20 protein-coding genes are annotated in these 20,896 nt (G+C 59.8%); 7 read left to right on the top strand and 13 right to left on the bottom strand.

Annotation, left to right across the window (positions count from 1 at the left end; all coding sequences use genetic code 11):
* Positions 1–21 precede the first annotated feature (21 nt).
* Positions 22–867, bottom strand: a complete 846-nt coding sequence (accD, locus tag AC1HIY_RS03515) for an acetyl-CoA carboxylase, carboxyltransferase subunit beta (RefSeq protein ID WP_479575321.1) — start codon at positions 865–867, stop codon at positions 22–24.
* An 84-nt stretch (positions 868–951) separates the two neighbouring features.
* A complete protein-coding gene (gene tsaB, locus AC1HIY_RS03510; RefSeq protein ID WP_479575320.1) occupies positions 952–1,686 on the bottom strand; it encodes a tRNA (adenosine(37)-N6)-threonylcarbamoyltransferase complex dimerization subunit type 1 TsaB in 735 nt (244 codons plus the stop codon).
* 319 nt (positions 1,687–2,005) lie between these two features.
* On the opposite strand from tsaB, the gene fusA reads away from it, so the two are divergent.
* The gene (fusA, locus tag AC1HIY_RS03505; protein WP_479575319.1) at positions 2,006–4,126 is read left to right on the top strand and encodes an elongation factor G; all 2,121 of its coding nucleotides are present in this window, start codon (positions 2,006–2,008) and stop codon (positions 4,124–4,126) included.
* 123 nt (positions 4,127–4,249) lie between these two features.
* Here the strand turns inward: fusA and AC1HIY_RS03500 are convergent, their stop codons facing one another.
* The 4 genes from AC1HIY_RS03500 to AC1HIY_RS03485 all read right to left on the bottom strand — a co-directional run bounded on the left by AC1HIY_RS03500 (position 4,250) and on the right by AC1HIY_RS03485 (position 6,941).
* Positions 4,250–4,561 carry a hypothetical protein gene (locus tag AC1HIY_RS03500; protein ID WP_479575318.1) on the bottom strand — a complete coding sequence of 104 codons (312 nt, stop codon included), beginning with the start codon at positions 4,559–4,561 and terminating at the stop codon, positions 4,250–4,252.
* A 541-nt stretch (positions 4,562–5,102) separates the two neighbouring features.
* The gene (locus AC1HIY_RS03495; RefSeq protein WP_479575317.1) at positions 5,103–5,804 is read right to left on the bottom strand and encodes an SDR family oxidoreductase; all 702 of its coding nucleotides are present in this window, start codon (positions 5,802–5,804) and stop codon (positions 5,103–5,105) included.
* Between the two features lie 22 nt (positions 5,805–5,826).
* Complete coding sequence (gene folE, locus AC1HIY_RS03490) at positions 5,827–6,420, bottom strand: GTP cyclohydrolase I FolE (RefSeq protein ID WP_479575357.1); 594 nt, start codon at positions 6,418–6,420, stop codon at positions 5,827–5,829.
* 107 nt (positions 6,421–6,527) lie between these two features.
* Positions 6,528–6,941 (bottom strand): 6-carboxytetrahydropterin synthase, encoded by a 414-nt coding sequence (locus AC1HIY_RS03485; RefSeq protein ID WP_479575316.1) that lies wholly within the window; start codon positions 6,939–6,941, stop codon positions 6,528–6,530.
* 258 nt (positions 6,942–7,199) lie between these two features.
* Here AC1HIY_RS03485 and AC1HIY_RS03480 point away from each other — a divergent pair, with 258 nt between their 5' ends.
* The 4 genes from AC1HIY_RS03480 (at position 7,200) to AC1HIY_RS03465 (ending at position 11,173) form a co-directional block, all read left to right on the top strand.
* Positions 7,200–7,544, top strand: a complete 345-nt coding sequence (locus AC1HIY_RS03480) for a histidine triad nucleotide-binding protein (RefSeq protein WP_479575315.1) — start codon at positions 7,200–7,202, stop codon at positions 7,542–7,544.
* Between the two features lie 168 nt (positions 7,545–7,712).
* Positions 7,713–9,683 (top strand): hypothetical protein, encoded by a 1,971-nt coding sequence (locus tag AC1HIY_RS03475; protein WP_479575314.1) that lies wholly within the window; start codon positions 7,713–7,715, stop codon positions 9,681–9,683.
* Between the two features lie 114 nt (positions 9,684–9,797).
* The gene (coaE, locus tag AC1HIY_RS03470) at positions 9,798–10,406 is read left to right on the top strand and encodes a dephospho-CoA kinase (RefSeq protein WP_479575313.1); all 609 of its coding nucleotides are present in this window, start codon (positions 9,798–9,800) and stop codon (positions 10,404–10,406) included.
* A 254-nt stretch (positions 10,407–10,660) separates the two neighbouring features.
* The gene (locus AC1HIY_RS03465; RefSeq protein WP_479575312.1) at positions 10,661–11,173 is read left to right on the top strand and encodes a lysophospholipid acyltransferase family protein; all 513 of its coding nucleotides are present in this window, start codon (positions 10,661–10,663) and stop codon (positions 11,171–11,173) included.
* 16 nt (positions 11,174–11,189) lie between these two features.
* Here AC1HIY_RS03465 and AC1HIY_RS03460 read toward each other — a convergent pair whose 3' ends face one another.
* Together AC1HIY_RS03460 and AC1HIY_RS03455 are read right to left on the bottom strand one after the other, a co-directional pair.
* A complete protein-coding gene (locus tag AC1HIY_RS03460) occupies positions 11,190–12,749 on the bottom strand; it encodes a B12-binding domain-containing radical SAM protein (protein ID WP_479575311.1) in 1,560 nt (519 codons plus the stop codon).
* Positions 12,750–12,998: 249 nt separating this feature from the next.
* On the bottom strand, positions 12,999–13,499 hold the full coding sequence (locus tag AC1HIY_RS03455) for a T9SS type A sorting domain-containing protein (protein ID WP_479575356.1): 501 nt from the start codon (positions 13,497–13,499) through the stop codon (positions 12,999–13,001).
* Positions 13,500–13,622: 123 nt separating this feature from the next.
* On the opposite strand from AC1HIY_RS03455, the gene AC1HIY_RS03450 reads away from it, so the two are divergent.
* Together AC1HIY_RS03450 and AC1HIY_RS03445 are read left to right on the top strand one after the other, a co-directional pair.
* Positions 13,623–13,961 (top strand): transposase, encoded by a 339-nt coding sequence (locus AC1HIY_RS03450; RefSeq protein WP_479575310.1) that lies wholly within the window; start codon positions 13,623–13,625, stop codon positions 13,959–13,961.
* A gap of 113 nt (positions 13,962–14,074) precedes the next feature.
* Positions 14,075–14,728, top strand: coding sequence for an IS3 family transposase (locus AC1HIY_RS03445; RefSeq protein WP_479575355.1), 654 nt, complete (start codon positions 14,075–14,077; stop codon positions 14,726–14,728).
* A 196-nt stretch (positions 14,729–14,924) separates the two neighbouring features.
* Here the strand turns inward: AC1HIY_RS03445 and AC1HIY_RS03440 are convergent, their stop codons facing one another.
* From AC1HIY_RS03440 to AC1HIY_RS03420, 5 genes are all read right to left on the bottom strand, one after another.
* On the bottom strand, positions 14,925–17,192 hold the full coding sequence (locus AC1HIY_RS03440) for a carboxypeptidase regulatory-like domain-containing protein (protein ID WP_479575309.1): 2,268 nt from the start codon (positions 17,190–17,192) through the stop codon (positions 14,925–14,927).
* A 38-nt stretch (positions 17,193–17,230) separates the two neighbouring features.
* Positions 17,231–17,743, bottom strand: coding sequence for a hypothetical protein (locus AC1HIY_RS03435; RefSeq protein WP_479575308.1), 513 nt, complete (start codon positions 17,741–17,743; stop codon positions 17,231–17,233).
* A gap of 67 nt (positions 17,744–17,810) precedes the next feature.
* A complete protein-coding gene (locus AC1HIY_RS03430) occupies positions 17,811–18,845 on the bottom strand; it encodes a hypothetical protein (RefSeq protein ID WP_479575307.1) in 1,035 nt (344 codons plus the stop codon).
* Positions 18,846–18,942: 97 nt separating this feature from the next.
* Positions 18,943–19,470 (bottom strand): hypothetical protein, encoded by a 528-nt coding sequence (locus AC1HIY_RS03425; RefSeq protein WP_479575306.1) that lies wholly within the window; start codon positions 19,468–19,470, stop codon positions 18,943–18,945.
* Positions 19,471–20,807: 1,337 nt separating this feature from the next.
* A complete protein-coding gene (locus tag AC1HIY_RS03420; protein WP_479575354.1) occupies positions 20,808–20,894 on the bottom strand; it encodes a helix-turn-helix domain-containing protein in 87 nt (28 codons plus the stop codon).
* Positions 20,895–20,896: the final 2 nt, after the last annotated feature.

Raw genomic sequence — 20,896 nt, 5'->3', positions numbered from 1 at the left:
GCAGGATCGTGGGGCGGCGCGTCAATGCGCCACGAGGTCGAGCAGGTGGGCGACCGCTTTCCGGAGTTCGCGGCGGTCCACGATGAAGTCTACGAAGCCTTTCTCCTGAAGGAACTCCGAGCGCTGAAACCCTTCCGGGAGGTCCTGCCCCATCGTTTCGCGGATGACGCGGGGGCCGGCGAAGCCGATGAGGGCCTTCGGTTCGGCGAGGTTGAAGTCGCCGAGCATGGCGAAGGAGGCCGTTACGCCGCCCGTGGTGGGGTTGGTCATGAGTGAGATGTAGGGCAGGCCGCATTCGGCCAGGCGGGTGAGGTGGGCGCTGGTTTTGGCCATCTGCATGAGGCTCAACGCGCCTTCCATCATGCGCGCGCCGCCGCTCTGCGAGATCACGATCAGCGGCGTTCCTTCCGTGTACGCCCGTTTGATGCTCCGGGCCACCACCTCGCCCACCACCGACCCCATCGACCCGCCGATGAAGGAGAAGTCGAGCGCGGCCGTGGAGACGCGACGGCCTTCGATGTCGCCCATCGCCGCTCGGGCCGCGTCGTGCAGACCGGTTTTGCGGCGCGACTCGTGCAGGCGGACGTCGTACGGCTTGCGATCGACGAAGGAGAGCGCGTCGGTGGAGAGGAGTTCCTCGTCGAAGAGTTCGAAGCGGCCCTCGTCGTAGAGCAGCCGGAAGTAGCCCAGGCTGTCGAGTCGAAAATGATAGCCGCACTTCGGGCACACCTTGAAATGTTCTTCCAGCGCGCGCCGGTTGATGATTTCCTTGCAGTCCGGGCATTTGATCCATTGCCCTTCCGGCGTCTCGTTCTGTCCTTCTCGGTTGGTGCGGATGCCGGCGCCTTTTCGTTTGAACCAGGCCATGTCGGTTTACCTTGGGTCGGTTGCCTTGCGGCGCGTGGGGAAACGGGTTGCGGATGAGCCCTGGAAGCGCACGGCTTCGGGCGGCTAAAAGGGAAGACGTTCGAAGGCCGAGCGGGTGTTGCGACGGGCGACGAACGCCTTGAGGTAAAACGGCTCGAAGGCGCCGACATCTTCCGTTTCGCCACGCGCGAGGCGGTCGTGCCCGAGGCGGGCGACGGCGGCGGCGTCGGGCGGGAAGGCGTCGGGCGGGAGCGTGCGCAGCCGGGCGCCCCACGTCGGCGCGAGGGTCTCGGCGCTCGCCGGCGCGCCTTCACCGACGAGCCAGAGCCGTCCGGCGGTTTGTACGGGCAACCACGTCGGAAGATCGCGTGTGGGGAGGGCCGTCGTCTCGGCTAGGGGCGTCAGCCCGGCGTCCGTGCCGACGCGGAAGGCGGCGGCGTACACCTCGTCGCGGCGGGCGTTGAAGGCGGCGCAGACGACGTCGCCGGGGTCGGCGGCCGGGATCGCCGTCGCGGCGAGGGCTTCGAGTGTGGGCACGCCCACGAGCTGCGCGCCCACGGCCAGCGCCAGTCCCTTGGCCGTGCTCACGCCGATGCGCAGGCCCGTGTACGAGCCGGGCCCCATCGAGACGGCCACCGCGCCGAGCGCGCCGGCTTCGAGGCCTCCGTACCGGAGCGCATCGCGGATCAGTGAGACGAGTTGCTCGGCGTGCCTGCGCGGGCGCGCCAGCGTCAGCGTCACCGTCACGCGCGCGTCTTCCATCAGCGCCACGCCGCATACGTCGGTGGCGGTTTCTATGGCAAGCAGGGGAGCGGGCATCGCAGCGGAAAGGATGAGCGGGCGGGACGCGCGCCGGCGGCGAATCGAACCCCGCCTTCCGGAACACTGCTCAAATTACAAAATAATGAAGAAGGTCAGGATTTGATGCCGTTGCCGGCGGCCCGACTTCTTGACTATTTCTCATTCGAACGTATTTTACACGAATTGAAAACCCTTCGGGTTCTGGGTGCTCCGTGCAGGGTAGGCACGGCACTTTGATGGAGACGCCACCGGCTCCCGGCACAGGAGCCGAGTGGCGATTTTTTCCGTGGCATGTTGAAATTCACCGCCCGGTGCGGTCAAACGAGGAGTGGCGCTTATGAATGTCTACGATGCAGATCACATCCGGAACATAGCCCTGGTGGGTCATCAAGGAAGCGGGAAGACGATGCTGGCCGAGGCGATGCTCTATGCCAGCGGCGCTTTGCAGCGCATGGGGGCAATCGAGGAGGGGAATACCGTCAGCGATTATCACCCGAGCGAGAAAGAGCGGCAGATGTCCGTCTTCACCTCGCTTTTGCATGCGGAGTGGAAAGGGCACAAGATCAACATCCTCGATACCCCGGGATATCCCGATTTCATCGGTGAGGTGATCGCGGCGCTCAAGGTGGCCGACACCGCGCTGTACGTCATCAATGCGGCGGAAGGGGTGCAGGTGGGCACGGAGCTGGCCTGGCGCTCCGGCGAAGACCTTCAGAAGCCCGCCATGTTCATCATCAACCACCTGGACAAGGACAAGGTCGATTTTCGTTCCGTCGTCGCGCAGATCCAGGACCGCTTCGGGCGCGGCGCGACGGTGGTGCAGTTGCCCGGCGGCAGCGGTACGCGGAGCATCATCGACGTGCTGGTGATGAAGCAGATCACCTTCGATGACAAAGGCAGACCCTCGTTTAGCGACATTGCCCCGGATTTTCTCGAAGAGGCGGAAGCGCTTCACAACGAACTCGTCGAGAACATCGCCGAGAACGACGAAAGCCTGATGGAGTTGTATTTCGAGAAAGGGGAACTGAGCGAAGACGAGATGCGGCAGGGGCTGCACGAAGCCATGCTCCGGCGTGAGCTCTTCCCCATCTTCCTGACGAGCGCCACGAAGAACATCGGCGCTTCCCGGTTGATGAGCTTCATCGACAACGTGTGCCCGGCGCCCGCCGAGATGCCCCCCGCCGAGACGGTCGAGGGAGAACCGGCGCCTGCGGATCCGAACGCCGATCCGGTCGCCTTCATCTATCGCACGATGGCCGAACAGCACGTGGGCGATTATTCCTTCTTTCGCGTCTATGCGGGCACGCTCCGGCAGGGACTCGACCTCGAAAACGCGCAGACGGGCAACATCGAACGCCTCGGACAACTTTATGCCATCAACGGGCGGGACCGCGAGCCCGTGGAGCGGATGCTCGCCGGCGACATCGGCGCGCTCGTCAAACTGCGGCACACGCACACGAACGACACGCTCCACAAGAAAGGCAGCCGGGTGGTCATCAAACCCATCGAGTTTCCCGAACCACGCTATCGCGTGGCCGTCTCCCCGACGCGGGAGGGCGAGGAGGACAAGCTGGCGCAGGGCCTTCAGCAGATCGCCATCGAGGATCCGTCGCTCCAGATCATCCACGATCCGCTGCTGAGTCAGATCGTCATCGGCGGGCAGGGCGAGATGCAGCTGGAAATTGCCAGATATCGGATGAAAACACGCTTTGGCGTGGACATCGAGTTCTCCCGGCCCAAGGTGGCCTATCGCGAGACGGTGCAGACGAAAGCGCGCGCCAAGTACCGGCACAAGAAACAGACCGGCGGCGCGGGGCAGTTTGCCGACATCGCGATGCTCGTCGAGCCGCTCGATGGAGCGTTCGTGCCCGATCCCGACATCAGTGTGCGCGGGAAGGCGGAGATGGAGATGCCGTGGGGGGCGAAGGTCGAGTTCATCGACGCCATCGTCGGCGGCGTGATCGACATGCGGCGGTTTTTCGGAGCCATCCAGAAAGGGGTGGCCGAGGCGCTTCAGAAAGGCCCCATCGCCGGCTATCCCGTGGGCGACATCCGCGTGGTCATCTACGACGGCGGGATGCACTCGGTGGACTCGAACGAGAATGCCTTCAAGACGGCGGCGCGCATGTGCTTCCGCGAGGCGTTCCGGCAGGCGAACCCCGTGCTGCTCGAACCCATCGACAACGTCGAGGTCCTCGTGCCGGACACGTACACCGGCGACGTGATGGGGGACCTCAACACCCGGCGCGCCCGCATCCAGGGCATCGAGTCGGAGGGGCCGTTCCAGAAGATCGTCGCCCAGGTGCCGGAGGCGGAACTGTACCGTTATTCGACGGCGCTTCGCTCGCTCACGCAGGGCCGAGGCCTGCACCGCGCCACCTTCAGCCACTACGAGCCGATGCCGCGCCACGTGCAGGAGAAGGTGGTGGCCGAAGCGGAAGCCCTTCAGGAAGCCTGATCGCTTTTTCGGCAAAGAGAAAGGGCGGTTCCGTCGAGGCGGGACCGCCTTTTTCGTTTGCGGTCAGAAGTTCTTTCCGAAGCGACGGGGAAACGGCTGCCGCGCGATCGGTCGGCGTTTCGGTCAGGCAGCGCGACGCCGGCTCGGAGGCGCGGGGGCAAACGGCGGCGAGAGCGGTTTGGGAGCCGGATGCGCGCGGGGCAGGGCCGGCCGCCCGGCGTCCCGTGCGGAGAGACGGCTCAGTCCGAGAAGCATGAAGGATACGGCGGCGGCCCCCCCTCCGATGAGCCAGAAAAGGAGCAACCACGTCCAGAATGCGCCTCCGGCGGGGCTTCCGGCAATCCATCCGGCAACGCCCGAGCCGAATGCAACCCCGGCCCCGACGCTCACGAGCCAGGGGAAAAGATAATGTCGGGTGATGCGGGATCCTTTCATGACAAACCGGCGGACCATGCTAGGGTAAATCTTTCGCGCTCGTGGACATCAAAGAGTATGCCCGACCGGACGGCTTTGCTTCGGGACGGGCCCTGGTCCGGTTCCCGGCGGGCGGCTGCGGCGCGTGAGAGGCGCCATGCCGAGATGCGCGCGGCTCCCTTGAAGACGGGCGATGCTCACGGGGGCGGCGAAGGTGCGCGTAGCCGATAAACGTGACCGTGGCGACCATCGCTCCGGCGAACCAGAACGACAGTAGCCGGACCGGAAGCTCGCCGCCCGTCAGAAACATCGCGAGCAACCCTGCGCCCGTGCCCGCCGACACGGCCAGGAACCAGGGAATCAGGTAGGCGATAGGGGCGAGGCGGTGTCGCATCAAAGGTGTTCCGTGAGAGCGAGTATTCGAGGAGGCTCAACCTTAAATACGGAAAAGACGCCCAAAAGGCTCTTTTGTGATGCAATCTCTGGCGTCTCCCCGTTGCATGGGAGGTGCGGGACGTGCGCGCGTTTCGCCGTTCGTGAGGGTTCCGCCGGGCGAGGCGCCTCAGAGGTCGCCGAGCCGGGGGCGGAGGAGGAGTTCTTCGACCACGGTGCGGTCGCTGAGGCGATAGACGTCCACGGCGGCGCGGGCGACGTCTTCGGGGGGCATGAAGCGCTCCTGCGGGAGATCGACGCCATCCCAGCTCGGCGTGAGGGTCGCGCCGGGGAGGAGCGCGGTCACGCGGATGCCCCGGTCCTTCGTGTCTTCTCGGACGGCGCGGGCCAGCCCGAGCACCCCGTGCTTGGCGGCGCAATAGGCCAGCCCGCCGGGATAGGCTTTGAGCGAAGCGACGGAGCCGAGGAAAAAGAGGTGTCCGCTGCCGCGCGCGACCATCGCCGGGAGGAAGGCGTGCGTCACCACGAAGGCGCTCGTCAGGTTGACGGCCACCTGGGCGCGGAAGGCGTCCGGGGTGGTGCCGAGGGCGTCGCCGGGCTCGAAGCGGCCCGCGTTGTTGACGAGCACGTCGGGCGCGCCCCATCGGTCGAGGATCGTCCGGGCGGTCTCGGCTACGGCGCCGTCGTTCGTGACGTCGCAGGGGAAGACCTCGGCGCTCGCGCCGAGGCGGCGGCAACGCTCGGCCACGCCTTCGAGGCGGGCACGGTTGCGGGCCAGGAGCGCCAGGCGGGCTTCCGGCTCGGCGGCGAAGGCCTCCGCCATCGCCGCGCCGATGCCCTGGCTCGCGCCGGTGATGAGAATGACGGGCATACGCTTTTCGGGGTCGGTGGGCTCAGCCGTGGCCGTTGATCAGACGCATGAACTCGCCGCGTGTGGTGGCGTTGCGGAGAAACTCGCCGCTCATGGCGCTCGTGGTGGTCATCGAGTGCTGTTTTTGCACGCCGCGCATGACCATGCACAGGTGCGTCGCCTCGATGACCACGGCCACGCCGAGCGGCTGAAGCACCTCCTCGATGGCGTCGCGAATCTGAAGCGTGAGCCGCTCCTGCACCTGCAGCCGCCGCGCGAACACGTCCACCACCCGCGGCAACTTGCTCAACCCGACGATCTTTCCGTTCGGAATGTAGGCCACGTGCGCCTTCCCGAAGAAAGGGAGCATATGATGTTCGCACAGGCTGTACACTTCGATGTCCCGGACGAGGATCATTTCATTGTATGCCTCCTCGAAGAGCGCGCTCGTGAGGATCTCGCGCGGGTCCATCATATAGCCCTGCGTGAGGAACTGCAGGGCCTTGGCCACGCGCTCCGGCGTCTTCTTCAGGCCCTCCCGCTCCGGATCCTCCCCCAGCGTTTTCAAAATGCCGTGAACGTGGTCGCCGATCGTCTCCGTGGATTCGGGACAGTAGATCTCGCGCCGTTGATACATGGCCGGGGCTGCGCCGTTGATCTCGTCGGGTGTCAGGCGCTTGAGGGCGTGCTCGTCGGAAGGTCGCATCGGGTTCGGAAAGTCGGTGGTGAAAGTCGAGGGGCGGGTCATTCGCCGCGATACTCGACGCTGTTGTTTTCGGTTTCGATCAGGCGGACCGCGTGGAGCCGCCCCGCAGGCAACGCATCGACCAGCTCGCCCCAGATGGCCACGGCAAAGTTCTCCGTCGAAGGCAAGAGGCCGCGCATGAAGTCCACGTCGAGGTTCAAGTTGGCGTGGTCGCACTTCGAGAGGATCTTCTCTTCGAGCAGACGCTTGAGCCGGCTCAGGTCGATCACGAAGCCCGTCTCGGGATCCGGCTCACCGGCCACCGTGACTTCGAGCGTATAGTTGTGTCCGTGCCAGTTTGGATTGTTACACTTGCCGAACGTGGCGCGATTCCATTCGTCGGAACGCTCCGGGTTGTGGAGGCGATGAGCCGCGTTGAAACGCACTTTCCGGGTGACGTAAACCGTGGGCATCAGCGTCGGAAGTCGGGTGGAGAGGATGAGATTGTATCGTGTGTATACATTAAATGTTTCGACGATCAATGAAAACCGCCGCCATGGCCCCCCTCGGGGGGAACGGTGGACAATGGGACGAGAAGCGGGCGCGATTGTTCTTTCGCATGCCCGGCCGGGGGTAACATACGGGAAGGGGGGCGCGTCCGAAGGCGCCGTCGAAATTAAACCACTTTGCGCTATATTGGCGGCCATCATAGGATCAAAGAAAAACAGGCTATGGAAGAGAAAACGCTTTTTCAGAAAATCGCCGACCGGGAGATTCCGGCGGAGATCGTGTATGAGGACGAGTGGAGCGTCGCTTTTCGCGACATCAACCCGCAGGCCCCGACCCACCTGCTCGTCATCCCCCGCAAACCCATTCCGTCAATCGACGCCCTCACGGAGGAAGACCGGATGCTCGTGGGACACCTGCACCTCGTGGCGAAGAAAGTGGCGGAGCAGGAGGGGCTCGCGGGCGGGTATCGTCTGGTGATCAACAACGGCCCGGACGCGCTTCAGACGGTCCCGCACCTGCACCTGCACCTCATCGGCGGGCGGAAGCTGAGCTGGCCGCCGGGGTGATTTTTTTGGAGGGCGCGTGGCGCGGCCCTACCCGACACCGGCGGACGAGGGGGGGCTTCGCAGGCGCGCGGCACTATGGACGACGGGAGCATTGTGGAGCACGGGAGCACGAATGCGAAAATGCGAGGCGGATTTGCCGCACTTGTGGCGTTTTTGGTGTGCTCCTGCGTGCTCCCGGTTGTGCAGGCCCAGCCGGTCCGGCAATTCTCGGCAGGCTTCGAACGCGACGTGAACCGCTATCGATGGAGCGCCGACCTCCGGTTGGACCAGCGCTTCGGTATGTGGGACGTAGCCCTGACGAACCGTTTTTCTTCGGACGCTTTCATCCTGTTCGCGGACGAGCTCAGCTTTCGGGACGAGAACCGGCTCGTATGGCGGGCGGGGCGCCCGGTGGGTCCTCGCTTCGCGCTTCGGTTCCACGGCGAGGCGGCCTGGTTCAGCCTCAGCCGTGTCTTCAGCCAGGCCGTATATGCGGGGCTTCGGTTTGCGCCGCGTCCGTACGTGTGGGTGGAGCCGATGGCGGGCGCGGCGTGGGATCAGCGGCCCGGCGCGTTGATCGAGGCGGGCCGGGAAGCGCCCCTCCGGACGGATGCGGGGCCGGCCTTCGGGTTGCGTCTCGGCGCGACCCCGCCCCTCATCAACGGCTATCGGATCCACGTCGAGGGCGAGGGAGCGTGGCAGTTGATCACGCCCCGGCGGGCGCGGGCGCTGCGCCTCCGCGGGCGGGCCGAACGCTCGTTCGAAGGAACGCGCTTTACCTCCGAGGTGCGCCTCTCTTCCTTCCGGCGCGACGCCTATCAGGCCGTCTCTTTCCTCAACCGGAACACACCGACGGGCCGTCTCTCCGAAACCGTGGAGGCCACCACGAGCGACACGCTCACGGCCGCCCTCGAACTCGACACGCCGCTTTTTCGGGGCCTCCGGCTGCTCACGCGCCTCGACGCCTCGGTCAACGGCCGATTCGTCCGCACCCTACGCGCCCCCGCCGACGTGCTCTTTTTCGACTCCGACTTCAAACGCCGCTCGTTCGATCTCGAAACGGGCGTGCGTTATGAGACGCCGGATACGGAGGTGCGGCTCGGCCTTCGGGGCGGGGCAGAGGTCGAACGCCGCATCCTCGCCAACCGGGAGGCGTTGCCCACCGCGCAGGCGGCCCAGAAAAGCGACCTCCTTCGTCAGGCCGACTTCGATCGCGGGCACCTCACCCTCTTCGGGCGCGCCCGCGCCAACCTCACGCGCCTGCTCGCCGTGAACTTCGACGGCTCGGCGAGCGTCCTTCGTCACGACACCCCCGAGGTCAACCCCGACGACCGGGACGAGGTCTTCTACAACGGTTCCTTCGGCGCGCTCCTTCGCCTGAGCCGCTACTTCCAGGCCGAGGTGCAGCTTTTCGGGTCGTATTTCCACACGGTTTATCTCCGGGCTGCGCGTTCCGCCGAGAACAACGTGCAACGCTCGCTCCGGCTCCGCCCGGCCGTCACGTGGACGCCCGCCCCGCGCACGCGTATGCGCCTCAGTTCGGAAGTGCGGGCCACCTATACCGTGGACGACTTCGTGCTCCCGGGTCGCCGTCCGACGGATCAGTCGGCGCGGGAGATGCGGTACAACCTCGACGTGACGCACGATTTCGGCATGGGCGTTCAGGTGCGGGCCGCCGGAAGCCTGGGTGAACTTCGCCTCGGACGTTTCCTCAGCGACCGGTTCGCCGAAATCCCGTTCGACACGCTCCGCACCTACAGCGGATGGCTGCGCCTGCGGACCGGACGACGCGTCGCCGCCGAGATCGGTTTTCGGTTCTTCATCCGGAGCGACTTCGACCGCGCCACCACCGTCCGCTACCCGCGCGTGGACGCCGCCGGCAATCCGCTCCGGGACGAGGCGGGCAACACGCTGACGACCACCATCACCCGGCCCGGTCGCGAGCGCATCGAACAGGTGGGCCCGACGTTCGCGCTCGAGTGGCCCATGCGCCGACAATCCGCCCTCCGCCTCGACGGCTGGCTCACGATACAGCACGTGCGGCAGCGCCTCTATGGCGGCCTTCCCGAAGGCCTCGCCGACCACATCCGGCGCGCGGGACGACGCGGCGTCCGAACCCTCATCCCCAACCTCGCCGTGTCGATGCTGTGGGTCTTCTGACCCCCCGAGCCTTCGTAAAGGAAGGCGGATCATCGGTTTTCGTATTTTGCAGAGCGTCTCGCGCACGGTGTGGCCCGGCGCTGCACAACCCTTCACAACCTTCCGGCGTTTCCCATGAAAACCTTAGGCGTCACCGGCGGCATCGGCAGTGGCAAGACGGCGGTTTGCCGCATCCTCGAAGAGCTCGGCGCGCGGGTGTTCTACGCCGACGCCGAGGCGAAACGGCTCATGGAGGCGGACCCCGAGGTGCGGGCCGAGATCGTCGAGGCCTTCGGGCCGGAGAGCTACGATGAACGCGGGCGGCTGAACCGTGCGTACCTTGCCGGGAAAGTGTTCGGCGACGCGGCCAACGTGGCGCGCATCAACCGGATCGTGCATCCGCGCGTGTATGAGGCGTTCGAGGCGGCGAGGCGGGTCGCCGAGGCGGAGGGCGCGCCGCTGCTCGTCAAGGAGGCGGCCTTGATCTACGAGTCCGGAGGCGACCGCCACCTCGACGCCGTGGCCGTGGTGGATGCGCCCGAGGACGAGCGGGTGCGCCGCGTCGTCGCGCGTGACGGCGTGACGCCCGAACAGGTGCGCGCCCGCATGGCGCACCAGCTTTCGCCCGCAGAGCTTCGCCGCCGCGCCGACTACGTCATCGAGAACACCGGCTCGCTCGAGGACCTCCGCCGGCAGGTCGAGCGGGTCTACCGGGACGTCGTCGGCGCTCCCGCCCGGCAGTGATGGGCCCGGCCGCGCCGGGTGGGATGGCCGCTCCTCCGGCACGTCGTCCGCCTCGGCCCGGACGCACAGTGATTCCGTTCGGGAAGGCCGCCGAACCGGCTGCCTCGACCCTCGACGCCTGACTTCCCGGTCTGGAAACCGTATCTTCTCGCGGCTTTTCTCCACCACACGTTGCGCCCTGAATGGATATTCCAGCCCTTGGCGACGCCCTTCCCCGACGGGGTAGCAAAGGGCTTCGCGCGTTCGGGAAGTTTGTGCTTGCGCTCTTGGGATGGCGCTTCGAGGGAGCGCCGCCGAACCTTCCGAAGCTCATCATCATCGTGGCTCCGCACACGTCGAACTGGGATTTCGTGGTGGCGATGGCGGCGGCGCTCGCGCTCGACCTCCGCGTGCACTGGCTCGGCAAGCACACGATCTTTCGATGGCCTTTCGGCGGGGTTCTCCGAAGACTCGGCGGCATCCCCGTGGACCGTTTCGCGCGGCAGGGCGTCGTCTCTCAGGTGGTCGAAGCCTTTCGGGCACACGACCGGTTCGTGCTCGGCCTTTCGCCCGAGGGCACGCGGAAGAAGGTGGCGCAGTGGCGGACGGGTTTTTACAACATCGCGCGCGCAGCGAACGTGCCCATCCTTGCCGTCGCGCTCGACTTCGAACGGAAGGTAGTCGTCCTCGGCCCGCGCTTCGAAGCCACCGGCAACCTCGAAGGCGACGTCGAAAAGATGCGGGCCTTCTTCGAGCCGATCAAAGGCAAGCGTCCGGAACTGTTCTGAGCGGGTCAACCGGACCTCAGACGGTCGGTAGCTTGATCAACTCCTCCTCTTGCTCCCTTTTGAGATAGGCATACGGGTCGTGCCGGATCGCGCCTTCGGGCAAGACCTCCCAGAAGTCTCCCAGGTCCTTCTTGATGATGTTGAGGTAAAAGTCCGGGATGACGTCCGTTTCCTGTTCCATGAAGCGGCGCACGGAGCGGTCGGTGTCCATCAGGCGGCGCAACATCGTATGATACTTGATCCGCCCGAACCCTTCCGAGGAAACGGACCGCACGACGTTCATCCACCGGGGGATGAACATCCGGTTGGCCTTCAGCCGACGTCCGATCATCTTCCAGGAGAAGGAATACTTCATCAGGTCGATGAGGCGGTCGTAGAAGTCGGGCCACGAATAGTTCTTGGGCCGGACGTTCATCGCCTGGTTGTTGTTGAGGAAGTGGAACGGGAAGCCGATGACCCGTCCTTCGCGCTGGAACTCGAGGTTGAGGGGGGCGGCTTCGCCGAAGGCCGAGAGCAACGAGTAGGCCGGGAATGCGCCGGGGCACTTGTCCAGAAACTGCTTGGTCAACTCGAACGGCTCGTCGCCCGCGTCGCTGTCGAGGCCCAGCACGAAGTTGGCCTGGAGGTAGGGGATGTGCTCCATGATCATGTTGACGTGCTCGGCCACCTGTTCCATCTTCTCGTGCGCCCGCTTCTTCCCCGTTCTCGACTTGTTGCCCATGTCGTACCAGGATTCGATGCCCGGCAGGATGGCCTGGAAGCCGGCCGCGCGCAGGCGCTTGACGTTCTTCTCGGACAACAGGGAGAGGCTGCTCTCGGCCACGAAGCGTATGTTTCCCTGCGGGACGGCCTCCTCGATCACCGAGAGGTAGTCGTCGAACCGGATGCCGAAGTTGGGGTCGTGCCACCCGACGATGGGGTCTTTCACGGTCTGGTGCAGGAACTGCAGGTCTTCGCGGATCTGGTCGTAGCTCAGCGGCTGGTAGTCGACGACCGAATCGATACAGAAACTACAGGTATAAGGGCAGCCCAGGCTTCCGATCATGGGCACGATCCGGAAGCTCGTCGCCGTCTTGTTGATCGTGGGCAGGAGGAACTTCCAGCGCTCCCGGACGCCGGGCAGGTAGCCGGGTTGTTGGGGAGCGCTGAGGCGTCTGCCGAGCGGCCGGTGGGGACTGCATTCGCGCAGGACCTCATCGACGATCTTCTTGTCGGTGAACCCCAGCACGTAGTCGAAGTATTTCCGGGCGTCGTCCGGGTAGCACCGGGCATGGGGCCCGCCCAGTACGGTTACCGCGCCGCGTTGGCGGAACAGGTTGCTGATGGCGTAAGACAGCTGTGCGGCCCGTGTGAACGCGCCGATGAACAGCACATCCATGTCTGCGGGCAGCTCCCGGGTCAGGTCTTCGACCCCGGTATAGCAGACGAAGTGCACGGTATGGCCCGCTTCTTCGCACCACACGGCAAGGGCTTGCGGCATGATGCTGGCCAGGTTGCCGTTCATCACGCGGCCATAGAGGGAAGGCTTCGGAGCCTGGGTGACGAGATCGAGAATGCCGATACGGAGTTTTTTCACGCGGATTCAGCCTTATGGGTGGGAAGAGAGGGAAGGGACGGCTTCGGCGCAGGAAAAGCTAGGGGGGCATGATCTCATCGGGCTGTGAACGGTGCAAATGCTTTCCTGAGACTCGGAAATATATCCTTTATATGCAAGGGGGTTCGGCAAATGCACGCCGGTTGGCGCAAACCCGAGAACGGGCGGCGTGGGTATGAAAAAGCCCGGCGCTTCGTGGGAAGGCCGGGCAGGGGATGGCCAAAGTCGGGCTCATTTGAGCAAAGTGGCGGTCCGTGAGCTGATGAAGCCGCTTCCGGTCATGTGCACGAAGTAGAGGCCGCTGACGAAGCCGGAGGCATCCCAACGGACGGAATGCCGGCCTGCCGGGTACACGCCGTCGGCCAGGGTAGCGACCTGCCGGCCAAGAATGTCGTAAACGCCGATTCGGATGTGGTCGGGCTGAGGCAGGGCAAAGCGAAACGTCGTGACGGGGTTGAACGGGTTCGGGTAGTTTCCGAGCAGCATGTAGGCTTCGGGAAGATCTGCGTCATCTTCGGTACCCACGATGGAGCCGCGTGTCAGGGTAATAGAGGCTGTGTTGCTCATCGTCTGAGCCTGACCGTCCGACGCGACGACCCGGTGGAACAAGGTGACCGAGCCAAACGGATCAACGCCGTTGTTGGTGAGCAGCCCTGCAAGGGTTCCATAATCGACTTCGAAAAGGGTCGAAGCGCCGACGTTGGTGTCGAGGTCGGCATTCGGCAAAAGCATCACCGAGAAATCCTCGGCGTCGGAGAGCTGCCAGGTATAGTTGGTCTCATCTTATACTGACCCCTTGAGATCATGTCCCACCAACACGACGTTCAATCATGAACCCATCGTCGAGGTGAGCACATGGAACCACTACCCAACGAACCGATCAAGCGCTGGACGACCAAACGTCGCAGCATGCTCGTTCTCAGCATCCTGCAAGGAGAAACGTCGGCCCAAGAAGCTGCGCGTAAGCACGGGCTCAGCGTCGTCGAGATCGAAGACTGGCGCGACCGTTTTCTCGCTGGAGCGGAGAACAACCTGCGCACTCGACCACGTGGTGAGGGGGCCATGCGCCGCGAGGAGGTCAAGCAATTGCAACGCAAGATGGGTGAGCTGGTGATGGATAATGGCATTCTCAAAACAGCGCTCGAACTGAAGGGCTTGCGCCCCCCTTTTGCACCGACGAACTCGGACGAATAAAGCAGATGGTCCCCCATGCGTCACACTGCAGACTGGCCCATGTGCTGGAGGTAGATCGTCGTCGTTTCAGCGAGGTCTATTAGCAGCAGGCCTAATGCACGGCATCACGAGACATCGATGAGGAGGTAGCGACCCGTTGTCACTGCTTGATCCAGGCGCATCCCACCTTCGGCTATCGCTGCATCTGGGCGCTTTTGCGCTTCAAGGAAGGCATCCGTGTGAATCGCAAGAAAGTGCAGCGGATCATGCAAATACGGGGTTGGCAGTGCACAAAGCGTAAGACAACGCCGCGCCCGAGAGTACGCAAGAGCTGGCGTCAGGCTAGCGCCAGTAACCTGCGCTGGGCCATGGATGTGACGCACATTGCTTGCGGCCGGGATGGCTGGGGCCACCTGGTGGCGGTGATTGACTGCCATGACCGCGAGATCATCGGGTGGGAGTACGCCTTGCGAGGCCGAACCAAGGAAGCTGAAGGTGCAGTCGAGCAAGCCTGTATCAAACGCTTTGGTACGCCGCGACCTCAAGGGCAAACGCCGGTGATCCGCAGTGACAACGGGCTCATCTTCCAGAGTCTGAGCTTCCGTGAGGCCTGTCGGTTCTACCGGCTGGATCAGGAGTACATCACCCCTTACACGACGAAGCAGAACGGGATGATCGAGCGCTTCTTCCGCAGTCTCAAAGAAGAGTGTGTATGGCAGCATCGCTTCCAGAGCTTCGTGGAAGCGCGCCGCGAAATCGCGCGTTGGCTGCGTTGGTACAACCGCTAGCGGCCACACCAAGCCCTGGACTCCCGCAGTCCGAGACAGTACCGTCAAAAACTACAGTTGGTGGCTTGATTTCAAGGGGTTACTACACTTTCTCCGTCTGGCAGGGGGGGTAAAGACTTTGAATTTGTTGTATTTAAGAACAATTTCTCGGACATTGAAAACAAAGCTAATACCGAATCACTTACGCCTTGGAACTTCATTTGGGTGGGATTTTCAGGATGATGTCACCGTCATAGGAATTGCTGTTTTTACGAACTCCCGAAGAAAGGGATTCAAAACTCATGTCGTTTATCGGGGTAATTACACCCCTATTCATTTCAAATACTGTCCATAATGTTCCTGGCTGATTAGGGGGGACATTGAAGGTGGCAACCAAGTCGTTTCCTCGATAGACACGGACGATAGCACCCGAATTACTAAGGAAGTCACTAAAGATTGAATTACTATTTGTGAAATCATGTACAGAGTATCGATATAAGCCATTGATTTCCTGGAAAAGTGTCACCGTTTCTGGGCCGAAGCCATCGGTGTCATCCAGGTCGAGATTGGCATATTGATTTACAATTCTATTTGCATAATAGACGTGGAATCGCGATCCGTTAGGTAGGGGGCCGGTCAGGTGGGAATCCAGGTCTCTAGGGCTTTCCCCCCAGGTAAGGATGATGCGCGTTTCATCGCTGCTCAGGAGGGGTGTAATGCTCGCATTCTGCCCTGAAGTGGTCTGGCCTCCGAGTGAGACAATGGTAAAATATGTCGTATTATATCCAGAACTGCTTGCTTCTGCCGTGTAATGACCGGCATTCAGGTTACTGAAAATATAACGACCGCTCCCATCTGTGCTTGTCGAACGGAGAATGCTACCTTGGCGTGCGTTAATACCGGATCGAAGTCGAACTGTAAGGCCAACGACAGGCTGCCCATCCAGGGCGTTTACAATGGTGCCGGATACCTCACCCTGCCCAGAATGACGCTCATCGATTTGTAGGACCGACTCTAAAAAGGTTGTCTGATCGGCAAGTACTTCGACATTTTCATAGGAGGTTGTCAGGTATCCGGTCCTGGAAAACTGCACGCGGTATCCCAAGTGAGGAGGTACCTGAATCGTATAGGTGCCATCGCTCTCCGTCAGGCCTTCCGCCATGATTAGGTTTCCATTATACACTTGTACGCTGACGCCCGCCAACGCTGTTCGGCTGGCAGCATCGCGCACGCTACCGGAAAGGGTACCCGGTCGATTGAACGAATTTTGCGCCTCTGCCAGCAACCTTTTATAGTCGATCAGGTCGGGTTGCGAATACTCGGCAATACGCCGGCTGAAGATGTCAATGAAAACCCCTACATCGACTTTGATACCTCCGAACAACTGCCACCAGGGATTTGCATTGATGTCGGCATTGAATTCGGAGTAGCCTTTTATATTGGCATAGGGCCCCGCGATCCCATAAACCAAAAAGCTAATATGTGGCGCTGCGTAGGCCTCGGTATTCGCTGTGGCCGATACCGTGGGAGATCGAAACTGGAAGCCGGTAGTAAGGTCGCTGAGCGGGGTCCACCGTCTATTGGAATAGGTGACGCCGGCCGTAAGTGTAGCGGTTGCCGTTGCGCCAGTGCTCATGCCAATGGTCACCTGTCCCTGAGCGCCGACATGAACGGCGAGGGTAGGGGTAATGACGATGGGCACAAAGCCCGCCCATACGGTGATCGGAGATACGTTCCACCGGAAAACCTCTATGTCTCCCTCAAAGTTGACCAGGTCGAGCGTGGCGTCGAGGTTGATTTCAGCCGTGAGCGTATTGGACACCGAATAGGAGAGTTCTTCCAAGTGCCCATCGGAAACTGACAGATTGAAAGTGAAGGTGGGCTCGAAATCAATACGCCCGGAAGCGCGAATTTGGTCATTGGTAGTTTCTTCATTGTCGTCGCCATCATACACAACGACGTTATACATATCGAGGGCGAAAGCGGCATGGTTGTTCTTGCCTGCTCGTCGAGTCGACGAGACGCCGGGAACGAGAGCCTTTCCCGCAGAAATATTATCGGGCGATAGGACCTGGGACAGCTCAATGCTTGCATTTACCAACCCCTCTTCGAGCGTGGCCGTCGTCGTCAGCACGCGCACGCCGGATCCCTGTGATTCCAGACGAGAGACCTTACGCAGCACGCCATTGGGGGTAAGTGTACTTACGCCACTAATCAGAATATCGCCGGGGGAAAGCGAAGACAGCGTAGCGTTCATTTGATTGAAGGTAAACGTAGTGCCATCGTCAGAGACGGAGGCAAGCAGGGCTAAGGTCGAGTCTGCCAGCACCTTTGTCTTTCTGGAAATGGTTGCTTCTCCAAAGGCTTGTTCCTCCAGTAATGGGGCCGTATCTCGCTCGAACTCGGTCGGAGAACTTTCACAGGCAGCCAGGAGGAGAATACCGGGCAGGAAGAGGTAAATGAGAAAAATGCTACGGCGATTCATCGACTTGATTCACGATTGTAGAAGTATGGAGGGCGTATTCATTTCGACAATTTGTTTGCCGGCGAGATCTGACCGGGCGCATACCGGAAGCGCGTATACGTGACGACGAAATAGGTATTTCCTTGCCGAACGACCGTTGTGAACGAGTTGGGCAGGGATTGTTTTCGATATTCATTAGAGAAGCGAGAGCCGTAATAAGACAAGATCAAGGTATAATAGTTGTCTTGCCCATCTTTGCCTTTTTGCCAGAATACCTTACCCTTCGTGCCAGGCTCCCCGGACATGATCTGATAGGTTCCGCGCCAGCCATAACCATCCTGATAACCGTATTCAAAATGGGCCAATTGGGGCGTAGTTTCGTAAAATATACCTTTTTTAATTTGCCCAGAAATCGATGGGTTATCATCAGTATAATAGGAAGGTTTTTCCTCCCAATCGATGGCTATGTAAGACATTCCATCTTCTCCCGGTGCACCAGAACAGGCTAATTCGATCAAGGAGAAGAAGAGCAATATGTATAAACAAAGGTAACCTGGCAGGGAGGATTTCATAATGAATGATGTCGGCTATTTTGTAGAAAGAGTATGGGCAAAGCTATGAATGTCGGCGAAAAGGCGGTTAGAAGTCGACACCGTCCTCGGAGCGTGCGATGTTGATCCGATGATCGTGCTCGCCGATCCAGCCGACCAAAAGGACCTCTCCGAACGAAGCCATGGCGGGTGACTTCTTGGTGGTTTGATCAAGCCGAATTTTGCCACTCCAGTCGACGCCTTCTTCGGAGCGCATGACATTGAGTTTGCCGTTTCGGCGTCCGACCCAAGCCAGGTAGAGACGATCTCGAAAAGAACACAAGGCAGGACCGTCGTCACTTTCTTCGTCAAGGCGGATCTTGGCGCGCCATTCTATCCCGTCACGCGAGCGCATGATGTTGAGTTTGCCGTTCCCCACGCCGGTCCAGGAGATATACAGGCGTCCGTTGTGTGCAGCAATGGCCGGGCGATCTTGTGCAGTTTCTTCGAGTCGGGTTTTGCTTTCCCAGTCGATTCCGTCTTCGGATTGCAGGATGTTGATCTTTTTGTTGCCGCGTCCGCGCCAGATCAAATAGAGTGTACCGTTTAGGGTGGCCAGAGCTGGTTCGAGATCGCTTTCTTCATCCAGGCGAATCTTAGTGCGCCATTCCACCCCGTCGCGTGAGCGCATGACGTTAATGTGCTTGTCGGTGCCGGTCCATGCGATGTAGACATACCGGCCCAGGGATGCCAGGGCTGGCGGATGCTTGCTCCGTTCTGCCAGCCTGGTTTCGGCTTCCCAACTCACTCCATCATAGGATTGCATGACATTCAAATGGTCGTCAGTCCCGGTCCAGGCCAGGATGGCTGTGTCTTGGTGATGCGTCAGTGCCGGCCCATACCAACTGGTCTCGTTGAGTCGTTGGGCATGTGCATTAGCTACAAGAAGCCCGGCTACAAGCCAGAAGGGCGCATGACAAATTGCACTTTTTAGCGTATGTCGCGTGGAGAAAAGCTCTTTTTTCGGCCAGTATTGACGATTCCTGAAGGATCGGACGATCCCGGTGCGGGATATTTGTGCATTCTGACATGCACCAAGCCAGAATCTCAAGTTCGTTGTCACCTTTTGGGGCAGAGTTGACATTGCATAATCTCTCTATTGTGAGGGAGTCAGAAATCTTATTTCACAAGAGAAAAACCTCATATTAACAATATTGGGAAATTATTTTGTTATTTATGATTTAATGGGATTCTATATTGGATAGAGAGTCTAGAGTGGATAGAGAATCTAGAATGTTTTCCATAATAGATTTGAAATTTTCATCATCGTAACCGAAATCCTCGAAACTGCTTTGGTATTCTAGGGCGGACTGTTCGTTTGCGATAGTCAGTGCAGCAGGCTTTGGCAATCCTATGGGCTCGTTGATCCCAGAATGTATTCTCCATGCCTTAGTGATTTCCCACTCATTGAGGAGGGAGTCAATTTTTACCGAATAAAAATAAATAGTTGTATCTTCTTCTTCAATCGTAGCCTTAAAGGTAAAATGGTCTGGATGCGTGATGAAATTTGGATTATATATTTCTATAGTTCCATGCCAGTTCTGGGGAATGCCGGGTAATTCCCCGCTTTCATGAAGTGCCTTTAGAAATAAACCTGCTCGAATCTGCTTTAGAGATACGTCGAGGTATTCATGGCGACTAGTAGAATCCAGAGTAGCCCATGTTGAGGATATTGAGTTCGAGAATCTTGGTGAGGATGTTGAATTCACGGGTTTGTTGCATCCGGCTATACAAATAGCGCATAACATCGAAATGACAAGATTATACCTAACACAGTGAAGTGTGAATAATTTATAATAAATATTCTGATACATATTGTTACCTTATTTTTAATTTTTTGAATTGTATGGCGAAAAATTTGAAGTACATTGAGGGCTTACATCCTTCTTAACGTTCTGTAGGGCAATCGTGCAGGCACCTTTTTGGATGTTTTCAGCGGTTACAGTTACAGGGCCAGGGCATGTCAGAGTACATGTCCCCTCTATTAATTGATCATCTAATTGCTCCTGAAGTATATCGCACCCTGAGATAATTGCAAAGATTAGGGGGAGTATCAGGGCTAGAATGTATGACTTGTTAGGAATGTGAGTGCTTAGCATGGTATCTGTCGGTCTTATGGATTGCATTTGCTTTTGACTATTCTGTTGAGTTCTGTGATGTCATCTTGCCAAAAAGTCCAGGTGGGAGGATTATGCCTGGATCGTTCATATGATGAGTTTTTGAACGGGTCTCTTGTTTTAGTCTCGAAAATCAGTATTCGAGTGTTATCAGTAGAGTTAGAAGATTGTAATTTGGCCTTTATCTTGATCTCGTACTATGTCGCTCCTTTATCTAGTAAATTATTCAATGCAGTTAAGAGGCCTCCTTTCTTCGGTTCTTGTCTCTTGCTTCCACGGCGAAACGCCGTCGACAGTTCTCCTGAGGATCTTTCTGCAATATCAAACTCTAATCTTTCGAGAGCAGATGCTGTCACGTCGAGAGGGTTGCTGCATGCTTCGGTGATTGCAATAGTCCAAGATGTATAGCCCGGGTCAATGGTTGATGTGTAAACACTTTTAAGGCTACCGCACCCAGATATCACGAATAGCGCTAGACAAAGAAGAAAAGCTCTCATGACAAAGTCCTTTGCTAAAATGTTGGAACTGTCATGTGATCGATAACAAGCTCTGTGCCACATAGATTGCCTTCTTTCGCAAACCTGCTTGTATTGCAGAAGACGTATATCAGCTATTTAACCAGGACATCCCGTAGAGCGTATGACAAATTGCACTTTTTAGCGTATGTCGCGGGGGCAAAGCCCCTTATTTAGGCCAATATCGACAATTCTGAAGGATTGCATGATCTCGATGTGGGATATTTGTGCATTCTGACATGCACCCCCCTTAGTTTCTCAAAGGTAACTTCTGTCCCTTGAATGTGGCGTAAACGCAACCATAATCCCCCCCGATGTTGCCCATGTGCAACATGGCGCGGGCGTGGGCGGCAAAGAAAAAAGCCCGACGCTTCGTGGGAAGGCCGGGCGGCGGAGGGAGCGGGGCTTCGGGGCTCAGGCGTCGGGGGCGAGGCCGTAGCGTTTCATCTTCTTCCAGAGGTGGCTGCGGTCGATGCCCAGGGCGTCGGCGGTCTCCTGGATGC

The sequence above is a fragment of the Rhodocaloribacter sp. genome (assembly GCF_056451265.1).
This window is presented reverse-complemented; position numbering and strand designations above follow the sequence as displayed.

Bases quoted from the DNA above. Each gene is read 5' to 3' on its own strand.
- accD (WP_479575321.1), bottom strand. From the start codon at position 867: ATGGCCTGGTTCAAACGAAAAGGCGCCGGCATCCGCACCAACCGAGAA.
- tsaB (WP_479575320.1), bottom strand. From the start codon at position 1,686: ATGCCCGCTCCCCTGCTTGCCATAGAAACCGCCACCGACGTATGCGGC.
- fusA (WP_479575319.1), top strand. From the start codon at position 2,006: ATGAATGTCTACGATGCAGATCACATCCGGAACATAGCCCTGGTGGGT.
- AC1HIY_RS03500 (WP_479575318.1), bottom strand. From the start codon at position 4,561: ATGAAAGGATCCCGCATCACCCGACATTATCTTTTCCCCTGGCTCGTG.
- AC1HIY_RS03495 (WP_479575317.1), bottom strand. From the start codon at position 5,804: ATGCCCGTCATTCTCATCACCGGCGCGAGCCAGGGCATCGGCGCGGCG.
- folE (WP_479575357.1), bottom strand. From the start codon at position 6,420: ATGTATCAACGGCGCGAGATCTACTGTCCCGAATCCACGGAGACGATC.
- AC1HIY_RS03485 (WP_479575316.1), bottom strand. From the start codon at position 6,941: ATGCCCACGGTTTACGTCACCCGGAAAGTGCGTTTCAACGCGGCTCAT.
- AC1HIY_RS03480 (WP_479575315.1), top strand. From the start codon at position 7,200: ATGGAAGAGAAAACGCTTTTTCAGAAAATCGCCGACCGGGAGATTCCG.
- coaE (WP_479575313.1), top strand. From the start codon at position 9,798: ATGAAAACCTTAGGCGTCACCGGCGGCATCGGCAGTGGCAAGACGGCG.
- AC1HIY_RS03455 (WP_479575356.1), bottom strand. From the start codon at position 13,499: ATGCTTTTGCCGAATGCCGACCTCGACACCAACGTCGGCGCTTCGACC.
- AC1HIY_RS03450 (WP_479575310.1), top strand. From the start codon at position 13,623: ATGGAACCACTACCCAACGAACCGATCAAGCGCTGGACGACCAAACGT.
- AC1HIY_RS03440 (WP_479575309.1), bottom strand. From the start codon at position 17,192: ATGAATCGCCGTAGCATTTTTCTCATTTACCTCTTCCTGCCCGGTATT.
- AC1HIY_RS03435 (WP_479575308.1), bottom strand. From the start codon at position 17,743: ATGAAATCCTCCCTGCCAGGTTACCTTTGTTTATACATATTGCTCTTC.
- AC1HIY_RS03430 (WP_479575307.1), bottom strand. From the start codon at position 18,845: ATGTCAACTCTGCCCCAAAAGGTGACAACGAACTTGAGATTCTGGCTT.